At 59.4% G+C, this 19,040-nt stretch carries 16 protein-coding genes and 1 riboswitch; of the genes, 14 read left to right on the forward strand and 2 right to left on the reverse strand.

The features are described 5' to 3' along the window. Position 1: 1 nt before the first annotated feature. The 7 genes from PYK22_RS06405 (at position 2) to PYK22_RS06435 (ending at position 5,465) form a co-directional block, all read left to right on the forward strand. Entirely contained in the window at positions 2-376 is a 375-nt protein-coding gene (locus PYK22_RS06405; protein WP_041975288.1) for an STAS domain-containing protein, read from the forward strand. An 11-nt stretch (positions 377-387) separates the two neighbouring features. Then, positions 388-1,659, forward strand: coding sequence for an HD-GYP domain-containing protein (locus tag PYK22_RS16510; protein ID WP_060635412.1), 1,272 nt, complete (start codon positions 388-390; stop codon positions 1,657-1,659). Positions 1,660-1,830: 171 nt separating this feature from the next. Further along, on the forward strand, positions 1,831-2,784 hold the full coding sequence (locus PYK22_RS06415) for a PhoH family protein (protein WP_041975289.1): 954 nt from the start codon (positions 1,831-1,833) through the stop codon (positions 2,782-2,784). 52 nt (positions 2,785-2,836) lie between these two features. Continuing rightward, positions 2,837-3,274 carry an rRNA maturation RNase YbeY gene (ybeY, locus tag PYK22_RS06420; RefSeq protein WP_041975290.1) on the forward strand — a complete coding sequence of 146 codons (438 nt, stop codon included), beginning with the start codon at positions 2,837-2,839 and terminating at the stop codon, positions 3,272-3,274. A gap of 16 nt (positions 3,275-3,290) precedes the next feature. Then, the gene (locus PYK22_RS16515; protein ID WP_060635413.1) at positions 3,291-4,586 is read left to right on the forward strand and encodes a hemolysin family protein; all 1,296 of its coding nucleotides are present in this window, start codon (positions 3,291-3,293) and stop codon (positions 4,584-4,586) included. Between the two features lie 185 nt (positions 4,587-4,771). Then, positions 4,772-5,203 (forward strand): YkgJ family cysteine cluster protein, encoded by a 432-nt coding sequence (locus PYK22_RS06430; protein ID WP_041975292.1) that lies wholly within the window; start codon positions 4,772-4,774, stop codon positions 5,201-5,203. Between the two features lie 46 nt (positions 5,204-5,249). Continuing rightward, positions 5,250-5,465, forward strand: coding sequence for an MM0924 family protein (locus PYK22_RS06435; RefSeq protein WP_157770712.1), 216 nt, complete (start codon positions 5,250-5,252; stop codon positions 5,463-5,465). Between the two features lie 116 nt (positions 5,466-5,581). On the opposite strand, the gene PYK22_RS16520 is transcribed toward PYK22_RS06435, so the two are convergent. Continuing rightward, complete coding sequence (locus PYK22_RS16520; RefSeq protein ID WP_157770713.1) at positions 5,582-6,022, reverse strand: C40 family peptidase; 441 nt, start codon at positions 6,020-6,022, stop codon at positions 5,582-5,584. Between the two features lie 584 nt (positions 6,023-6,606). Between PYK22_RS16520 and PYK22_RS06445 the strand changes: the two genes are divergently transcribed. From PYK22_RS06445 to PYK22_RS06465, 5 genes are all read left to right on the forward strand, one after another. Continuing rightward, a complete protein-coding gene (locus PYK22_RS06445) occupies positions 6,607-7,974 on the forward strand; it encodes a hypothetical protein (RefSeq protein ID WP_157770714.1) in 1,368 nt (455 codons plus the stop codon). A gap of 161 nt (positions 7,975-8,135) precedes the next feature. After that, positions 8,136-8,211: riboswitch (SAM riboswitch) on the forward strand. 109 nt (positions 8,212-8,320) lie between these two features. After that, positions 8,321-11,827, forward strand: a complete 3,507-nt coding sequence (metH, locus tag PYK22_RS06450; protein ID WP_041975295.1) for a methionine synthase — start codon at positions 8,321-8,323, stop codon at positions 11,825-11,827. 83 nt (positions 11,828-11,910) lie between these two features. Next, positions 11,911-12,810: a lysophospholipid acyltransferase family protein gene (locus PYK22_RS06455; RefSeq protein ID WP_041975296.1), complete on the forward strand. Its 900-nt coding sequence runs from the start codon at positions 11,911-11,913 to the stop codon at positions 12,808-12,810. Between the two features lie 117 nt (positions 12,811-12,927). Then, positions 12,928-13,857 carry a diacylglycerol/lipid kinase family protein gene (locus PYK22_RS06460; protein ID WP_041975297.1) on the forward strand — a complete coding sequence of 310 codons (930 nt, stop codon included), beginning with the start codon at positions 12,928-12,930 and terminating at the stop codon, positions 13,855-13,857. Between the two features lie 83 nt (positions 13,858-13,940). Beyond that, positions 13,941-14,348: a hypothetical protein gene (locus PYK22_RS06465; RefSeq protein WP_041975298.1), complete on the forward strand. Its 408-nt coding sequence runs from the start codon at positions 13,941-13,943 to the stop codon at positions 14,346-14,348. A gap of 39 nt (positions 14,349-14,387) precedes the next feature. Here PYK22_RS06465 and PYK22_RS06470 read toward each other — a convergent pair whose 3' ends face one another. Continuing rightward, entirely contained in the window at positions 14,388-16,451 is a 2,064-nt protein-coding gene (locus PYK22_RS06470; RefSeq protein WP_041975299.1) for an arginine--tRNA ligase, read from the reverse strand. A 231-nt stretch (positions 16,452-16,682) separates the two neighbouring features. On the opposite strand from PYK22_RS06470, the gene PYK22_RS06475 reads away from it, so the two are divergent. Together PYK22_RS06475 and PYK22_RS06480 are read left to right on the forward strand one after the other, a co-directional pair. Further along, positions 16,683-18,179 (forward strand): ABC transporter substrate-binding protein/permease, encoded by a 1,497-nt coding sequence (locus PYK22_RS06475; protein WP_060635415.1) that lies wholly within the window; start codon positions 16,683-16,685, stop codon positions 18,177-18,179. Continuing rightward, positions 18,179-18,916 (forward strand): amino acid ABC transporter ATP-binding protein, encoded by a 738-nt coding sequence (locus PYK22_RS06480; protein WP_041975300.1) that lies wholly within the window; start codon positions 18,179-18,181, stop codon positions 18,914-18,916. The genes PYK22_RS06475 and PYK22_RS06480 overlap by 1 nt, the downstream gene beginning before the upstream one ends. The last annotated feature ends 124 nt before the right edge of the window (positions 18,917-19,040 follow it).

Below are 19,040 nucleotides of genomic sequence, written 5' to 3' on the forward strand. Positions count from 1 at the left end.
GATGGAGAGACTACCGTCCGGAGGGCGTCAAGAGCCTCCCGGGATGACAGAGGCCGCGGTCGTCTACGCCGGGAATTACTTGAACCGATTGAGCGGCGAGAGGATCGAACGTGAATGTCGGCTTCGTTTAGAAGCGGGATGTCGCACGCTCATCGTCAATTTCCGCGATACGGAATTGGTCAACAGCATTGGCATTTCGATATTGCTCGGCATTATCGATATCGCACAGCAGTACAACGCCTCCGTAACGTTCGCCGAAGTCAACGCGCAGACGGCTGCGCTCTTTGAGATGCTGGGACTGACGCGATATGTCTCGTTGGTGCAGGGCGAGAGCGCGACGAACGGACCGAGACCTATCTGGCCGATGGATTGCTGAAAGGGGAGTCTGTGCTGGAGAAGACTGACCGTTTGCTGCACGCCTTTGCGGCGTTGGCGGATTTGGGGCAGGAGATCGCGGATGCGCAGAACTTCGAAGAGATGGCGCGCGCCTCGCTCTATGTCGTGCTCGGCGCGCTCGCCATCCGGCGCGGCGCGCTCGCCATCTATGACCCGAATCTCGAACGGTTACGATTCGTCGCCGCGCGCGGCCTCCAAAGTGAGTTGGCGGAGGAGGCGCTCGATCGGGAGACGGCTTCGCGCTTGGGCGATGGGCCGACGCGCGGCATATGGCTCGCGAAAGCGAGGGATCTGCCGGCGTTGAAGGCTTTGGCGGCGGCGCGGTTCGAGTTGTTGATGCCGCTTGTCGTGCGCGGCGAGTTGATCGGCCTTCTCTTGCTGGGCGATAAGGCGAGCGGAGAGCCTTTGCGCGACGGCGATCGCGAGATCATCGCGGCGATGGCGCGCCATATCGCCGTTGGGATTCACAATCATCGTTTGATGGCTGAAGTCAGATGTCGGGCCGATGAGAATCGCAAACTCTACGATGATCTGCGAGAGCTTTACCACGACACGGTGCGCGCTTTTGCCGTCGCCATCGATTGTAAAGACGCCTACACGCGCGGCCACTCCGAACGGGTCGGAAAGTATGCCGCGATCATCGCACGCGAACTCGGCTGGGATGATGATGCGGTCGAAGGGATCCGTGTCGCCGGATACCTTCACGACATAGGCAAACTGATCGTCGATCGCGAAGTGATGAATTCGCCGCGCAGGTTCTCAGCGCGCGACGTGCCGGAACTTCGGGAGCACACGATCGCTGGCTACGAGATCTTGACGCGCATCAAACACCCTTATACGGATCTGCCATTGCTTGCGCGATACCATCACGAAAGGCTCGATGGGACCGGTTATCCCGAGGGTCTACAGGGCGATCAGATTCCCTTGGGGGCGAAGATCGTCGCGCTCGCCGATGCTTTCGACGCGATGACGACGGATCGCCCATACCGAAAGAGACGGCACTTCACCGAAATCATCGCCGAATTGAGGCGTTGTACCGGGACGCAGTTTGCCTGCGACGTCGTCTCGGCGCTCTGCCGTGCGCTATTGCGCGAAGTCGATGAGGCGTTGCGGAGTGGCGAGCGACGCAAGATATTCGACGAACTCGAATGGGATTACATACAACCGGAGCACACGCGCCCGTTGCTCGAGGCGCTTCTTACCGAAGCCCATCTTCCGCCCCAGTTTAACGCTCCATCAGGCCTCGCCTGGGGGATCGAGTGAGCGCTCGATCGCGCGCTTGTCGTATTGACAGGCGCGCTTGCCCTATAGTAGCGTCTTTGTCTAGACGCGATGAGCTATAGATGGTGCGTAAGCGCTATTGTCGCCGATGGTCTGCCATCCGCTGAACCTGCGTCCCTTTTACCTCGACGAGCAAGGAGATAGTTTCGCGGTTTGAAGAAGGTAGCTCTTCCACCACGAGGAGTAGAGACCCTTTTCGGCGTCCATGACCAGAACATCAAGTATCTGGAGTCGCTGCTGGACGTGCGCGTGGACGCGCGCGGACAGGAGTTGATCGTAACGGGCGATCCACAGGATGTCGAGACGGTCGAGCGCATCTTGGAGGATTTCGCCGCGCTCATGACCGAGGGGCGATCGTTCACCGATCGCGAACTACGCGAAGCCTTCGCCCAGATCGCCGAAGATCGCGCCTACAGCCTGCGCGATTACTTCACCAAAGCGCGCTTCAATCCGGCGGGCAAGAAACAGGTGGCGCCGAAATCGGCCAATCAACGCCGTTACATCGAGGCGATCCAAAAGAACGACATCGTCTTCGGCATAGGCGTCGCCGGAACGGGGAAGACGTATTTGGGAGTCGCAATGGCCGTGCAGGCGCTCATGCAGAAGCAGGTGAGCCGCATCATACTGGCGCGTCCGGCGGTGGAAGCGGGCGAAAAGCTCGGTTTCTTGCCCGGCGATTTGCAGGACAAGGTCGATCCCTACTTGCGCCCGCTCTATGATGCGCTCTTCGATCTGATCGATGCCGATCGCGTGACGCGCCTTATCGAGAAGAGGATCATCGAAGTCGCTCCGCTCGCTTTCATGAGGGGCAGAACCCTCTCTGATGCCTTCATCATCCTCGATGAGGCGCAGAACACGACGAGCGAGCAGATGAAGATGTTCCTGACGCGCATCGGCTTCGGATCGAAAGCCGTGATCACGGGCGACGTGACGCAAATAGATCTACCGGCAGGGAAACGGAGCGGATTGGTCGAAGCGCAGCGTGTGCTTTCCGGCATCGAGGGGATCGAGTTCGTCTATTTCACCGAAAAGGATGTCGTGCGGCATCGCCTGGTGCAGATGATCATCAAAGCTTACGAAGAGCATTCGAAGAAGAGTCAGCTTTGACCCTTTCGACCTTGCGGCGTGTGGTCCAGCGATGAGGATCCAGTCGTGAAGCATGAGCCGAAACGTCGTCGAAGTCATCAACAGACAACGTCGTCGCTCGATGGATTGCGCATACTGGAGACGGTTTGCCGAACGCGCGCTCGACGCCATAGGGTTAGAGGGCGCGGTGGCGACGGTCGTCTTCGTCTCGGATCGCACGATCAAGCGTTTGAACCGGCAGTTCCGCGGGCGCGATGCGGCGACCGATGTGCTTTCGTTCCCCATGGCTGAAGATCCGGTCGATCGGCGCCCTGAGGAGCCGCTCGGGGATGTGGTCGTCTCGGTCGAGCGGGCGGCGGAACAAGCGGCTGAACATGGTTTAAGCTTCGAACGCGAGGTGGCCCAGCTCATTCTGCACGGATTGCTGCACCTGTGCGGTTACGATCATGAGACGGATGATGGAGAGATGAACCGCTTAGAACTTCGCTTGCGCCGCCGCCTCCGCGTATGATTCACCTGCGCAACGTATGGAGATCGAGCTAGCCTTAACCGTGCTGTTCCTCGTTGCATTGGCCTTCCTCGCAACGATCGATATCGCCTTCAGTTGCCTGAGCGATGTGGGGCTCAGGCTCCTGTTGGCCGATCTCGAGGAGCGACCCAGTCGCGCGCGACTCTTCTTGAAGGAGATACTCGACGATCGCGCGCGTTTCCGCTTCACGCTCTCGACAACGATCCAGGTGCTCATCGTCTCGACGACGGTGCTCGTCACCTCGCTGGTCCTGCGATTCTATCCCTATCAAGGGTTCCTCGGCATCGCGTTCATCATCGCGCTCGCTCTAGCGCTCTCGTTTCGACAGATCATCCCGCGTCTGATCGCGCGTTACAGTCCAGAGCGGATCATCCTCTTTCTGCTGCCGGCGTTTCACCCGCTGTATCGCGCCCTCAGGTGGCTCCCGATGCCCGCTAATGGCGGATTGTCGCGCTGCCGACGAAAGGAGGCGGAGGACGAGGGCGAGACGATCGAGGATGAAGAGGACGATGACGAGATCCAGGCGCTCATCGATGTCGGAGAGGAAGAAGGGATTTTAGAGGAAGAGGAGAGCAAGCTGATCCACTCGATCATCGAGTTCAGCGAAACGCGCGTGAGCGAAGTGATGACGCCGCGCACGGAGATCGTCGCGCTCCCGATCACCGCGACGGTTCGCGAAGCGCGCGATACGATCATCGCCTCAAAATATTCGCGCCTGCCCGTTTATCGCGATCAGATCGACAACATCGAGGGGATCATCTACGTGCGGGATCTGTTGCAATATTGGGCCGAAGGGCGCGAAGATGAAAAGATCGCCGCGCTCTTGCGCCAGGCCTATTTCGTGCCGGAAACGAAAGAGGTCGCGGATCTGCTCGAAGAGATGCAAAAGGCCCATGTCCAACTCGCGATCGTCATCGACGAATACGGAGGCGTCGCCGGGCTCGTGACGGTCGAAGACATACTCGAAGAGATCGTCGGCGAGATCGAGGATGAGGATACAAAGCGCGAGGGCGTCGATGAGATCATCGAAGAGGCCGACGGCTTCTACCGCGTCCTCGGTTCGACCGAGATCTGGAAGCTCGAGCAGCTTTTCGATCTGAAACTGGAGAACGGCGATTTCACGACCGTCGCCGGAATGATCATCGACCAGTTAGGATATGTGCCGCGTCCCGGCACGCGATTGCAACTGCATGGTCTCGAGATCGAGATCTTGGAGGCGGACGATAGGCGCATAGAACGCTTGCGTTTGCGACGTGCGATCGAAACGCCGAATGAGTCGGCATCGATGTCATAAGCTTCTCGCCGCTTGATTCGATCCCTTGGTAAAGCGAAGACATCCCGGGCGACGAAGGGGGATGAAAATCGCCCCACGGTGTTGATTCTATCGTTGCATTGCCGATAATTACATCTGGCCTCGATGTGGAACGATTCAAAGCGCAAAGTTCAGGGCGCGGTGAGCGAAAATGAAGGAGTGGGACGATGAGTAAAAACGGACAGGGAGGTCAAACGCGGATCTTCTATAATTGCGAGCGGTGCCCGGCCTTCTGCTGCGCCGTCTATGAACGCATAGCCGTCACGCGCCGCGATATCGCGCGTTTGGCTCGCCATTTCGCCGTGACGATCGAGGAGGCGACCAAACGTTTCACGAAACTCTATGCTGGAGAGCGCGTGCTAAGAAGGGCTCGCGATCCGCTCTTCGGACAAGCGTGCATGTTCCTCGATCGCCAGACGCGCCGTTGTTCGATCTATCATGCGCGCCCGCAAGTGTGTCGTGACTATCCGGCCCGTTCGCGGTGCGTCTATTATGATGTGCTCAAGTTCGAGCAACGGCAGCAGGATGATCTGACCGTATTGCCGCTCGTGCAGATAACCTTCAACCGCACGAGCGCCGACCGAAATGGTCGCCAGTAAAGGCACGTCTTCGCTGATCTCGGCTATCGGTTGCGGAGAAGAGGAGATGAGAGAGTTCTTAGCGGAGCTGATCGGAAAGAAAGTGGATCTGCTTTGTCTCGGGATGGCCAATCTGCGCGGCGAAGTGGTGCGGGTCGATGGCCACGTGCTCCACTTGAGGGATGGCGATGGACGGATCGGGTATGTCGCGATCGATAAGATCGTCGCCGTTTGGGAAGCTCAGGATAATGAGCATCGCGCGGGTTTTACCGTGCCCAAATGATGAGGCTTAGGGCTTAAACCAGACGCCTTCCGGTCGATAAACTGATGGGCAATCCCCCGGGATACCTCGCCTAAACCCGAACGAGGAGATCGCGTTCCGGAGAAGCGGCGATGTGATCATTCGGCAAGTTGAATGACTTTATCGGGAATGCGGCGAAATCCGTCAATACGCTCCAGCCAATAATCGTTGAAAGGAGAATAGGTCACGCCTTGCGAACGCGAGGCATGATAGAAGCCGTGTTCATCGGCGACGATGCCGACATGCGTCAGATTGTTGAAGAAGACGAGCGTCCCGAATTTGAACTCCTCGCCCGCCGGAACGGGAGCCAGACGCTGCCAAAGCGAACGGGCGCTGCTTCGCTCGAAGTTGATGCCGATCGCCTGGAAGACGCTCCAGACGAAGCCTGAGCAATCGAAACTGTATGGCCCAGCCGCTCCGTAAGCGTATGGCGCGCCGAGCCGTTCGTTTATCGCCATCAATAGCAGATCTCTAAACGGAACGCTCGGAGCTTTCGCTGTGGGGATGACCGGGGAGGAGGGAAGCGCAAGATCGTTCATCAATAAAGGCGCTCCGTTTGCCGTACTCGTTACAGCCACGCGACGTGGGCGCGTCTGCTGAGCCGCAGTGCCCGAAAGCATAAGAAACCCAACCAGAACGCAGGAGCAAAATCTTCCGAAGAGCATGGGGGACTCGTTCACCTCATCATCGGAAAAATCGAAACTCTCGCCAAAAACTGCGTGAGGAAGGGTTGCGGGCGAGGATTCTAACGCGGTGCGCTGTTGCGACGCAACAAGCAATCTGACCGTTTTGTGATGAATCACACTGAAGGGATGGGCTGAATCGAAAAAGGACGGTCATTTCGCTTCGCTTTCGGACTTGGAAGGTGAGTCTGAAAAGAGGGAAATGGCCGATCCTCGCCGGTTTGGGGGAGAAGGGCAGGGGGGATGTGTCTAAATGGGACAGGCGGATCGGGCTAGCCATTTTCGAGCTTATCCGAGGCACCTAGGGGCCGCGCTCCATAGCGAGAGCGGTCGACGCGTTTCAAGCCTATTCGAAGATTGCGGGCCGTTTGGCTAGCCCTTGGGGATGGAAGCGTGATAGCATGGCGGGCCGCAAACGGCGGAAGGAGGGGTAGGGAAGGATGATTCGTTTTGAGGCGCGTGTATCCGATCATCGTGTGGAGGGAGCGGCGAGGCTTCTGCTCCTCGAACGGCTGCAGGAGATGGGGTTTGTCCCTCTGATCCGCTCGACGAGAGCGCGATGTTTCGAGATCGCGCTCTCTGGGCCGACGCGCGTCAAAGAGATGGAGCGTGCGGTCGCGGCTTGGATGGAGGCCGAGCGCGATGAACCTTACATCCGCGGAGAGGTCTTCTTCCTCCGCGACGTAGCGCTCTTTTTGATCTTCGGCGCAGAGGAGCCCATGCGCGCGGGCGTCGTTTATGACAAAGAGTTGGGGACGGAGCCGCTCGCGGCCCTCGAAGACTTTTGTCGGAGGATAGACGAAGCGCTCATCGCTTTGCGACGCGCTGGCGAGATCGAGTCGGTGGCGGCTGAAGGGTGGAGAAAGAGCGAATCGCCGCGCGGGCGCGGTTGGGATCGCTTCGTCGAAAGGGCGAGGGCGAGCGCCGAAAGCTTAAAAGGGAGCGCGTCGCAAGCGGTCGCTCTAATGGCGAATGAGGATGTTCGCCGTCTCTTACGACGTTTGAGGGAAGGGATTGCAGAAGGGCGAGCGGTGGCAGATGAAGGGCAATCTGATGAGGCGGCGGTCGCACAGTTGGCGGAGGCGGGGCTGTTACGGCGCGAGATAGTCATCGTTTGTCGTCGTGAGGGACGAGCCCTGTTTCGTTTGCCATCGCCCGGCGCGCTCAATCTGATCATGACGAGCAACGCGGTATGCAGCGAGTGCGGGGCAGCGGTAGCGGATGAGAAGGTCGAAGAGCGCGTCGCCTTGACGGAGCAAGCAAGCATGTGGCTCGATAGCGGCGCGTGGCTTGCCCTACGCATACAAACTTTATTGCGCGATTTGGGCATAAGCGAAGATCAGGCGGCCATCGCGCTCATGCTTGACGGTGACGTGCAGGCGTTGATCGAAGCGCATCGCGAGCGGTTCTTGCTCTTTGCGCATGATGGCGATTTTGCGCTTCAACACGCGCGCCAAGCGCTCGACGCTCTGATCGAATCGGAAGCGGACCATTTGCTCGTCGTGGCGACGGGACGGATCACACAGGAGGCACGTGCGCGATTGCGGGATTATGCGCGGCGCCGAGGTGTTGGGGAACTCGTTCTGGCCGAAGGTTTCGAGGCCGCGTTGGTTGAGATCCGCCATGCTTTCGATCGCGCCGCGCAACGGGCTTTGATCGCCGAGTTGAGCGAGTTAGACGGGAGTTTAGGGCTCTGCGTCGGCCATCTAGTTTGGACGCGCTTCAGGATGGCCCAGAAGGGCGAATCCTTGCGCGATGTTGCGGAATCGGCCATTGGCGCTGTAGTTGGGAAGTTAAAGGATCTTTGAGCCCCTCGATCGCGCGAGATGATAACAATAGGAAGGATCTTTGAGTCTTGGGAAGAAGGCAATGGATACTGTGAAACCTGCTGGCCTATGAAAGTGAGTTAAAGGATCTTTGAGTCACTCGATTCCTTGACACTGCGGGCATATCGATGCTTCAATGTGAAATTTGATTACGTGGTGATTTAGGGCGACTTGCGGCCACGTAAAACAAGCAGCTAAACAGCTCGGCGCGTCTTTCCGCCGTTCAACCCAAAAGGTTCAGATTCGAGGCGAGAGGCCCTGCGTCGTCCGAGCGCGGGGCTTACGTTTATCGGGGGAAGAGCGCCGGAGGTGGATACTGACTCGAACGATGAAAGATTTCCTCTCCACTCTGCGCGAGCGCATCGTCGTCTTCGACGGTGCGATGGGAACTAACATTCAGACCAAAGGTCTCACGCCCGATGACTTTCATGGTCTCGACGGTTGCAACGAGTATCTGGTCATCTCGCGCCCGGACGTGATCGCCGGGATTCACGCCAGCTTCTTCGAGGTCGGGTGCGATGTGGTCGAGACCGATTCGTTCGGTTCAACCTCGATCGTGCTCGCCGAATATGACATCGCCGATCGCGCCTATGAGCTGAATTTCAAAGCTGCGCAGTTGGCGAAGAGCGTTGCCGCTGACTTTTCGACCGCAGAGCGTCCGCGCTGGGTCGCCGGTTCCATCGGCCCGACCACGAAACTTCCGAGCCTCGGTCACATCAGCTTCCGCGAGATGAAAGCGGCTTACGATGTGCAGGTGCGCGGGCTACTTGATGGCGGCGCCGACATCCTGCTCATCGAGACGTGTCAGGACCTTTTGCAGACAAAGGCGGCGTTGCTTGCCGTCTTCGACTGTTTCGCCGAACTCCGGCGGCGCGTCCCCGTCATGGTGCAGGTGACGATCGAGACGACCGGGACGATGCTGCTCGGAACCGAGATCGGCGCGGCGTTGACGGCGATTCAACCTTTCGCCATCGACGTCTTCGGCATGAACTGCGCGACCGGTCCGCAGCAGATGACCGACAACGTCCGCTACCTTTGTCAAAACTCCCCGTTTCCCGTCTCAGTGTTGCCGAACGCCGGGATCCCGGAGAACATCGGCGGGCGCGCCGTCTATCGCGAGACGCCGGAATCTTTCGCCGCGGCTTTGCAGCACTTCGCGCGCGACTTCGGCGTGTCGATCGTCGGCGGGTGTTGCGGCACGACGCCCGAACATCTGCGCGCCGTGGTCGAAGCCGTTCGCGACATCACGCCCAAAGAGCGCCACGTCGAGTGGACGCCAGCGGCAAGCTCGCTCTACATCCAGCAGCCCTATCGTCAAGAGAATTCGTTCCTCATCATCGGCGAGCGTTTGAACGCTTCCGGCTCGAAGAAGTGTCGTGATCTGCTCAATGCCGAAGACTGGGATGGTTTGATCTCGCTCGCGCGCGAGCAGGCGCGCGAAGGCGCGCACGTCCTCGATGTCAACGTCGATTACGTCGGGCGCGATGGCGTGCGCGACATGCGCGAGCTCGCGTCGCGGCTCGTGACGGGCGTGCAGTTGCCGCTTATGTTCGATTCGACCGATTGGCAGAAGATGGAAGCGGGGCTCGAGCACGCGGGCGGCAAATGCATCCTGAATTCGACCAATTACGAAGATGGCGAGCCGCGCTTCAAGAAGGTGATCGAACTGGCGAAGCGCTACGGCGCCGGCGTCGTCATCGGAACGATCGACGAAGAGGGCATGGCGCGCACGGCGGACAAGAAGTTCGAGATCGCGCGCCGCGCGTATCGTCAAGCGACGGAAGAGCTGGGCCTGCCGCCCTATGAAATATTCTTCGATCCGCTGGCGTTGCCGATCTCGACGGGAACGGAAGAGGATCGGCGCAACGCGGCGGAGACGATCGAAGCCATTCGGCGCATCAAACGGGAGCTTCCCGGTTGTTTTACGCTGCTCGGCGTCTCCAACGTCTCGTTCGGATTGACGCCGGCGGCGCGCGTCGTCCTGAACTCGGTCTTTTTGCACGAAGCGATCGAAGCCGGTCTCGATGCGGCCATCGTCCATGCCGGGAAGATCCTGCCCCTTAGTCGCATCAGCGAGCACGAACTCGAAGTCGCGCGCGAGCTCATCTACGACAAACGTCGATTCGACGGGGGAGTTTGCACCTATGACCCGCTCGCCGAGTTCACCAAGCTGTTCGAAGGCGCGACGGCCAAGCGCGAGGCGAAGATCGCCGAAGATCTGCCGGTCGAGGAACGGTTGAAACGTCACATCATCGACGGCGAGAAGATCGGGCTCGAAGATAATTTGCGCCTCGCGCTCGAAAAATATTCGGCGCTTGACATCATCAATCAGATCCTGCTCGATGGGATGAAGGTCGTCGGCGATCTCTTCGGCAGCGGTCAGATGCAATTGCCGTTCGTCCTTCAATCCGCCGAGGTGATGAAGGCGGCGGTTCGCTTCCTCGAACCCTTCATGGAGCGGAAGGCGACCGACGCGGCCAAGGGGACGATGGTGCTCGCGACGGTCAAGGGCGATGTGCACGACATCGGCAAGAACCTCGTGGACATCATCTTGACCAACAACGGCTATCGCGTCATCAACCTCGGCATCAAGCAGCCGATCGAAAACATCATCAAAGCCTATGAAGAGAGCCGGGCTGATTGCATCGGGATGAGCGGTCTGCTCGTCAAATCCACGGTCATCATGAAGGAGAATCTCGAGGTCTTGAACGAGCGCGGCATCACCGTGCCGGTTGTGCTCGGCGGCGCTGCCCTGACGCGCCGCTACGTCGAAGAGGATTTGAAGCCGCTCTATCGCGGGCCGCTCTTCTACGCGCGTGACGCCTTCGATGGGCTGCACGTTATGGACATGCTGACGAGCGGTAACGGCGACGCGCGAAAGGACGAAAAGAAAATGGCGGGCGAGGCGGAAGATGTCCCGCTCGCTGAAGAGGCGAAACTGGGCCAGCGGCGACGGGGGCGTACGGCGCGCGTCCGTTCTTCGTGTGGGGCTGAAAGCCCGGATGCGGTCGTCCGCTCCGACGTGCGCACGGATGTGCCCATTCCGACGCCGCCTTTCTACGGTTCGCGCGTCGTCGAAGAGATCTCGCTTGACGAAGTCTTCGCCTATGTGAACGAAACGGCTCTCTTCAAAGGGCAATGGCAGTTCAAGCAGGGGCGTCGTTCGGCGGAGGAGTATCGCGCCTTCGTCGCCGAGCACGTCCGGCCCATTTACGACGAGTTGAAAGAGCGGGCCAAACGCGAACGGTTGCTTGTGCCGCGCGTCGTCTATGGCTACTTTCACTGCCAGTCGGAAGGCAACGATCTCGTCGTCTATCGCGACGACGCGCGCACGGAGTGGCTTCGTTTCACCTTTCCGCGTCAGTCTTCGGGGCGGCGCTTGTGTCTGGCCGATTTCTTCGCGTCGAAAGGCTCTGGACGGATGGATGTCGTCGCGTTCCATCTCGTGACGATGGGCCGCCGCGCGAGCGAGTATTCGCGCGAGTTATTCAACTCGGACCGTTACTCTGAATACTTGTTGTTTCATGGCCTGAGCGTCGAAGCGGCGGAAGCGCTGGCCGAGCTCTGGCACAAGCGCATACGCGAGGAGCTGGGGATCGCCGACCGCGACGCGAAAGACTTGAACATGCTCTTTCGCCAAGGTTATCAGGGGTCGCGTTACAGCTTCGGCTATCCGGCCTGTCCGAACCTCGAGGATCAGACGAAGATCTTCGAATTGCTGGACCCGTCGCGCATCGAGGTCGAGTTGACCGAGGAGTATCAGCTTGACCCGGAGCAGTCCACTTCGGCTATCATCGTCCATCACGAAGAAGCCAAATACTTCTCGATCGACTGAAGCGCTCTGCCGAAATTTCGCGGCAGGCGTTGGCGCGATTTCCTGGATCACGGAAAGGCACTTTCGCCGAAGCTTGAGTTAGGATGCCTCTGCTTGAAACGGAAGCGCTTTCTGCGGATAGGGCGCGGAATGCCGCGTTGCCATCGGCGCCGAGTTCGCCTTCGGCAGCGGAGTTGGCTGTGCTTTCGCCGATGGAGAGGATTATCTTTCGACTGGTCCACCGGATGAACGGCGGGCGGTGGAAGGATCTTTGGACGTGGTGTCAGCGGGTGATCGGCGCTGGCTGGATCCATCTAGCGACCTACAACATCATGCGCGTTTACGGCCTCGAGAATTTGGAGCGCGCGTCGCCTGATCGGCCCATCCTGCTCGTCGCCAATCACCGTTCGTTCTTCGATATGTATGCCGTCTCGACCGTCCTCTTTCGCCGGACCGATTGGCCCAAGAGACTCTTCTTCCCGGTGCGCGGAAGGTTCTTCTACCAGTCGCCTCTTGGCGCGCTGGTCAATTTCATCATGGGCTGGTGGTCGATGTATCCGCCCATCTTCGCGACGGCGGAGAAGAGGGCGTGGGACGCTTACGCGATGCGGCGTTTGGTCGAACTTTGCCGCGAAGGGCGTGGCCACGTAATCGGCTTTCACCCCGAAGGGACGCGCAACAAAGGGCCAGATCCGTATTCTTTTCTGCCGCCGCAGCCCGGCATCGGAAGACTGATCAAAGAAGCTGATCCGCAAGTCATTCCGGTCTTCGTCACAGGCTTGTGTAACAGTCTGCCGCGTCAAATCATGCGCAACTGGACCGATGGTGAGAAGATCAGAATATACTTCGGCGCGCCGCTCGACCTTTCGCGTTTTGCCGATCGGCGTGGCGGATTGAAGACCTATAAGGAGATCGCCGATTTCGTCATGGACAAGATCGCGGAACTGGCCGAACTGGATCGGCGGATGTATGCGGCATCGCCCCGCCGCGAAGTGGCCGGATAGAAAGCGCGCGCGATCTGCGCTGAAAGCGCTGGCTCGATGCCGCACAGTCGGATTCGGGATGTGCGCTTGCCGATCCAGATCCTTGCGCGCATGGGATGGGCTCGCAGTCGTTAAGTTATGAAGCTGCCTCTCGTCATCGTCAATCCGGCTTCCGCTTCAGGCGCGACGCGGCGCCGATGGCCACGCCTTGCGAGCGAACTGCGCGCTCATTTCGGCCCTTTCGCGTGCGCCTTCACCGAGAAGGCGGGCGATGCCATGCGGATCGCCGAAGAGGAAGCTCGCGCCGGTCGCCGCTTCATCATCGCGTGCGGCGGCGATGGGACCATCTCGGAAGTGGCGAATGGGTTGTTGCGCGCTGGGACGGAGACGGAGTTGGGCATCCTGCCGAGCGGAACGGGCGGGGATTTTCAGAAGACCCTGCGCATACCGAGACGCGCCTCCGATGCGGCGCGCGCGTTATGCGAAGGGCGAACGCAATTGATCGACGTCGGGCGCGCCAACTATGTCGGATTCGCCGGGCGGAAGGAGGAGCGTTTCTTCATCAACGTCGCCTCTTTCGGCATGGGAGGCGAGGTGGTCGCGCGGCTCAAGAAAGGGACTACGCGCCTATTCGGCGGCAGGCTCGCTTTCGCCTATTCGATGTTGCGCACGGTCTTCGGTTTCGAACGCCCGCGCGTCGCCGTATCTCTCGACGGCAAAGAGGAGATATATCTGGACGTGATCAACTTCTGCATCGCCAACGCGCGCTATTTCGGCGGGGGGATGAAGATCGCGCCGGAAGCGAAATTGGCGGATGGTCTTTTCGATATCGTCGTCATCGGCGATATGCCCTCGGTCGAGGTGGTCCTCAAATCTTACAGCATCTACCTCGGCACGCATCTCAGTCTCGATCAAGTGAGCCATGCGTATGCGCGCTCCTGCGTCGCTCGGGCCGTCGAGGGTGGAAGAGAAGTCAGTTTGGAGATAGATGGCGAGACCGTCGGTCGGCTGCCAGCATCTTTTGAGATCCTGCCTAGCGCGTTGCGCGTGCGTTGCCCTTCCATCTGATCAGATTGTTTTCGGCCATTTCGAGCCTTATCATGTGAGTTCAGCGGTTCTCTTCCGAATCATCCTCGGGAAAGGAGCGGGCCGTGAAATTCATCCTCGACAACATCGAGCTGATTTTGAGCGGGGCCGGGTTGATCGTCATCTGGTTGGTCCCGTCGTTCGTCATCTACGGTCGCTACGACATTTGGCAGGTGACGGCCCTTACGGCGATCACCGTCGGTTTACTACATGGGGTGATCTTCTGGTTGATCAGGCGCAGACAGCGACAGGTGAGGGAGGAGGCGATTAAGGAGATGCGACTGATGCTGCGGGACATCATCAACAATCAACTGACGATCATCATGGCCAGCGCTTCGCAAAGCGAGACCAAAAACGTCGAGCGCGTGACGCGCTCCATCCAGCGCATCTCCGAGTTGCTCGAAACCTTATCAGAAGAATCGCTGAGGGCATGGAAGAGCAGGTATGCGCGAACTTTGAAGCCGCGTCCATAAGTTTCGGTGTGATCCCCGCATCGCTCATCCGTCGAGCGTTTACATCCTCTCGGGGACGCTTATGCCGAGAGTATTGAGCGCTTCGGTCAAGCGTCGTCGCACCAGATCGGCGATAGCGATGAGTACGGCCTGTTTGACCGCGTCCTCTTCGCCGATGATGCGATGACGGTGGTAGAAGAGGTTGAAGGCTTTAGCCAGTTGGAAGGCGTATTTCGCCAAGTGGGCTGGTTCGGCGGCGGTCGCGGCTTGCGCGATCACCTCTTCGAGGCGTGCCGCAAGCATCACCAGCGTCCAAAGCTCATCGCCGCTTTCGCTTGCGAACACGCGGCGGAGAAGATCTGCCGTTTCGCCATTCCGAAGGGCATCTTCGATCATAGTCGCGGCGCGCTCGCGCACCTCCGGGTCAAGTTTGCGGAAGATCGAACCGGCGCGCACAGCGGCGTACTGGCAATATGGTCCAGTTTCGCCATCGAACGAGAGGGCTTCTTTGAAGTCGAAGGCGATGACGGAATTGCGCGTCCACTTCAGAAGGAAATAGCGCAGCGCGCCGACAGCTATCTCGTGAGCCACAGCTCGTTTCTCTTCTTCCGTTAGGTCGGCATGGCGCGCTTCGACTTCGCCGAGCGCTCCGGCTTCCAATTGGTCGATCAAATCATCGGCTTTGACGCCCAGCCCTTTGCGTCCGCTCATCTCGACGAACGGGCGCGCTCGATCCTCTTCGCTCAGTTCGATCCCTAATTCCTCGCAAGCGGCGGGGCTGAGCGCGACCATCTCGTAGGCGAGATGCACGCTCGCGTCCGCGCCGACTTCCGGGGCGAGCGCGGCGACGGCTCGTTTGACGACCTCTTGGGTGTAGGATTGGCGTGAATCGATCACGTTATAAACGATCGTCCCGCCGCCGAACTTCGGCGCTGCCGGATCGTGTTCGCGCGCGTCGCTCGTCGTAACCCACACGCGGTGGCCATCCGGATATGTGCGAAAGGGCTTGTAGTAGAAATCGAGTCCGAGAAGGCCGAGTTTCCAGAGTTGATAGGCGATGTCTTTGCCGGCATAGGTGACTGTGCCGTTCGAGCGAACGAGGATCTTATCCGCCTCGTGCTCTTCCGTCCCCAGGTGTAGATCTGTCGGCATGACCCAGCAGCCAGCGTTCCGGCCTTCGGTTTCGTACCGGATGACGCCAGCGGCTTTCAAGCGTTCGAAGGCGCGCTCCCAGAAGTGCAGATGCAGGATCTCCGATTCGCGCGGCAGCACGTCGTAACGAATGCCAAGCCGCTCCATCGTCTTCAAGTGACATTCAACGATACGCATCGAGACGTAATCGGCCAATTCGGCGATCTCGTTATCGCCTTTCTCGATCGCGTGCAAGACTTCGGCGCGCAGCCGGAGCTTTTCTGGGTCTTCGGGGCCATCTGGATCGCCGTTGCGATAGAAGAGGCCGACGCGCGCATAAAGATCCCAACAGTAATAATCGAACGGGCGATCGACGGGCAGCGATTGATCGAGAGCGCGTACGTCCGATAGCGCCATGCCTTCGAGATGGATGAAACCGACGACCGTATCGGCGACCTGAACGCCCGTGTTGTCTATGTAATTTTGGACTTCGACCCGCTCGCCGGCGGCGCGCAAGATGCGCACGAAAGCGTCGCCGAGGACGGCGTTGCGCAGGTGACCGATGTGCGCCGCCTTGTTCGGATTGATGTTCGTATGTTCGACGATTCGTTTAGGGCGCGCTTCGGGTTCGGCTGCCGGTCTCGTTGATGATCTCTTTTCCGAAAACAGCTCGGCGAGCAAACGCGCGCGGTCGAAGAAGACGTTCAAATAACCTGCCCCGGCCACTTCGACGCGCTCGACGCCTTCGACCGTCTCGAGTGCTGGGCGGAGGATGTCGGCTATCTGGCGCGGCGCGCGCGACGAGCCGGTCGCTTGGCGGATCCTCTTGGCGAGTTCGAAGGCGATGGGAAAGGCGACATCGCCCAATTCGACGCGCGGCGGGACTTCGAGCGGAATCTGCTCGAGCGCGATGTTGAACTGCTCCTGAGCGGCTTGCCGGACGCGCTCGCGCAGTTGAGCGTGAAGATTCAGCAAAGTCGATCGCGTGTTCATCTCCTCTCTTCTTCGGCAGAAAAGACTGAAATTTTAAGGGCACTCCTCGCCAAGGGCAAGCGCGCGTCGGCACCTGAAGGCAGCCTTCGCCGACGGTTCGGCATCAGAAACGAACTCGAGAAGCGTTCGGTGCCCCTTCGATGCATGAGACCATCTTTCGCTTGTGCGCGGGCTAGCGTAATATATTCGCTCAAGTTTCGGGGGAGTTTGGCGTCCGGGAGGATATATGCTTTGAGCGGAGAACTCAGCGGGCGAAGGGCGTTGGTCCTCTTCCTGTGCATTGCATTCAGCGTCGCGGGATGCGCGCAAGAAGAGCGCGTTTTACGTTGGGGGGCCGACCCGAGCGGTGGCGCGCCATATGTCTTCACCGATCCAGCCCATCCAGATCGATATATCGGCTACGAAAAAGAGATGGTCGAAGCGCTCGCGGCACGTATGGGGCGGCGAGCGGTGATGGTCGCCACTGATTGGGAGGGGATCGTGCCGGCACTCGAGCGTGGCGAGTTCGACATCATCGTCAACGGCCTTGAGCCGACCGCGGATCGCGCGGCGCGAATACTCTTCAGCAAACCCTACTACGTCTTCCAACTACAGCTTACGGTTCGCCGTGACGAGCGGGTGATCAATTCGCTTGAAGATTGTCGGAATCGATTGGTCGGCACGCTCGGGAACACCGCCGCCTCGCGGTTGCTCGCGCAAAAGGGGATCAGGTTTCGCAGCTACGCTGAGCCGGGCACGGCCTATCGCGATCTCGAACTGGGGCGCGTTGATGCCGTGCTCATGGATGTGCCGATGGAGATCTATTACGCGCGCGGCAATCCGCGTCTGCGTCCGGCTGGCCCACCGTTTTATCGCGGCGTTTACGTCATCGGGTTGCGCAAGGGCGATGAGGCTCTGAAGGCCGAGGTTGATGCGGCGATCGAAGCGATCATGCGCGATGGGACGCTGGAGCGGATCTTGCGCAAGTGGGACCTTTGGGATGATGCACAGGCCGAGCTACAGGCGGCTGTCAAAAGAGGCGAAGAGCCGCGATACGAGATGACCGCCGCGACGTTCAATTGGACCGACGCTCTCGCCCGTTTGGCGCGAGCTGCGTTGATTACCGTCCTGCTCGCTTTCGGGGCGATGTTCATCGCGTTGTCTCTGGGCTTGTCGCTCGCCGTCGGGCAATCGAAAGGGCCATCTTGGTTGCAGGCCGTATGCACTGTTTACATTGAGTTCTTCCGCGGCACGCCAGTGCTCGTGCAGTTGCTCTTCCTTTACTTCGGGTTACCGCAGATAGGCATCGCCTTGCCCGGATGGTTAACGGCGCTCGTCGGATTGGGTCTCAACTACGCGGCGTATGAGTCGCAGGTCTATCGGGCGGCGTTCGAGGCCGTGCCGCGCGGGCAGTGGGAGGCGGCATACTCTTTGGGCATGGGCCCGGCGCTCGCTTTTCGGCGCATCATCTTGCCCCAAGCTTTTCGCATCGCTTTGCCACCGGTGACGAACGACTTCGTCTCGCTCTTCAAAGACACATCGGTCGCTTATGCCATCTCCGTCTGGGAGTTGGCGACCGCCTATCGTGAGCTGGCGAATGCGACGGGCGAATTCTTACTGTTGGGCGCGATCGTCTCGGCTTTCTATCTGGCGATGAGTCTTCCGTTGGCTCATATTGCGCGACGGTTGGAACGCCGGCAGCAGCGGCGTCAAGCGCTTCAAGCTCTAGTTGTGGAGGCAGCGACGTGATGCGCGTTGAGGGATTGCGAAAGAAAGCGGGCGGCAGACAGATCTTACGCGGCATAAGTTTCGAGGTCCCTTCGGGCGCGACGCTGGGCATCATCGGCGCTTCAGGCAGCGGCAAAACGACGCTGCTCCGATGTCTGAACGGTTTGGAGCGCATCGACGACGGGTTCATCGAATGTGGCGAAGTTAGGCTCGAAGCCGGTTTGTCGGAGGAAGAATATCGCCGCCGTGCCAAGTTGTTGCGGCGGCGAGTCGGCTTGGTCTTCCAGCATCTACATCTTTTCCCACATCTGACTGTGATGGAGAACATCGTCGAAGCGCCCATCCACGTCTTGGGGATGAAGCGGGAAGAGGCGGAGCGAGCGGCGCGAGAGCTGCTGGAAGAGGTCGAACTGCAAGGCCTGGCAGATCGCTATCCCGAGTCGCTATCAGGCGGCGAACAGCAGCGCGTCGCGATCGTGCGCGCTCTCATCATGCGTCCCAATGTGCTGTTATTTGACGAACCGACGAGCGCGCTCGACCCGCGCCGAAGCGCGAGCGTACGTGCGCTATTGCGCCGATTCGTCGCTCAAGGGCATACGATGATCATCGTATCGCACGCGATCAGATTCCTCGAGGATTTGGCGGACCAGTTGCTCTATATGGAGAGCGGAGAGGTCATAGAATACGATCGCGCCACCGAACTTCTGCAAGATCCGAAAGATAGTAGGACGCGAGATTTTTTGCGCCAAGCTATCTGACTCGTCCTATGTCACGCTCGCTGCCGGGGATAACGGGCGTAGGACGCGAGATTTTCTGCGTCAAGCTATCTGGCAGAGACGGCGTTTGTCACTCGAACTTACCCACAAGCCCTACTTGAGTTGA

The sequence above is a fragment of the Pyrinomonas methylaliphatogenes genome (genome assembly GCF_000820845.2).
In the GTDB taxonomy this organism is placed as follows: domain Bacteria; phylum Acidobacteriota; class Blastocatellia; order Pyrinomonadales; family Pyrinomonadaceae; genus Pyrinomonas; species Pyrinomonas methylaliphatogenes.

What these genes read in the sequence shown, in the direction of transcription:
- PYK22_RS06435 (WP_157770712.1), top strand. Translation starts at nt 5,250, where the DNA reads ATGAGAGAGTTCTTAGCGGAGCTGATCGGAAAGAAAGTGGATCTGCTT.
- PYK22_RS06460 (WP_041975297.1), top strand. Translation starts at nt 12,928, where the DNA reads ATGAAGCTGCCTCTCGTCATCGTCAATCCGGCTTCCGCTTCAGGCGCG.
- PYK22_RS06430 (WP_041975292.1), top strand. Translation starts at nt 4,772, where the DNA reads ATGAGTAAAAACGGACAGGGAGGTCAAACGCGGATCTTCTATAATTGC.
- PYK22_RS06480 (WP_041975300.1), top strand. Translation starts at nt 18,179, where the DNA reads ATGCGCGTTGAGGGATTGCGAAAGAAAGCGGGCGGCAGACAGATCTTA.
- metH (WP_041975295.1), top strand. Translation starts at nt 8,321, where the DNA reads ATGAAAGATTTCCTCTCCACTCTGCGCGAGCGCATCGTCGTCTTCGAC.
- PYK22_RS16520 (WP_157770713.1), bottom strand. Translation starts at nt 6,022, where the DNA reads ATGAACGATCTTGCGCTTCCCTCCTCCCCGGTCATCCCCACAGCGAAA.
- PYK22_RS06405 (WP_041975288.1), top strand. Translation starts at nt 2, where the DNA reads ATGGAGAGACTACCGTCCGGAGGGCGTCAAGAGCCTCCCGGGATGACA.
- PYK22_RS06445 (WP_157770714.1), top strand. Translation starts at nt 6,607, where the DNA reads ATGATTCGTTTTGAGGCGCGTGTATCCGATCATCGTGTGGAGGGAGCG.
- PYK22_RS06470 (WP_041975299.1), bottom strand. Translation starts at nt 16,451, where the DNA reads ATGAACACGCGATCGACTTTGCTGAATCTTCACGCTCAACTGCGCGAG.
- PYK22_RS16515 (WP_060635413.1), top strand. Translation starts at nt 3,291, where the DNA reads ATGGAGATCGAGCTAGCCTTAACCGTGCTGTTCCTCGTTGCATTGGCC.
- ybeY (WP_041975290.1), top strand. Translation starts at nt 2,837, where the DNA reads ATGAGCCGAAACGTCGTCGAAGTCATCAACAGACAACGTCGTCGCTCG.
- PYK22_RS06455 (WP_041975296.1), top strand. Translation starts at nt 11,911, where the DNA reads ATGCCTCTGCTTGAAACGGAAGCGCTTTCTGCGGATAGGGCGCGGAAT.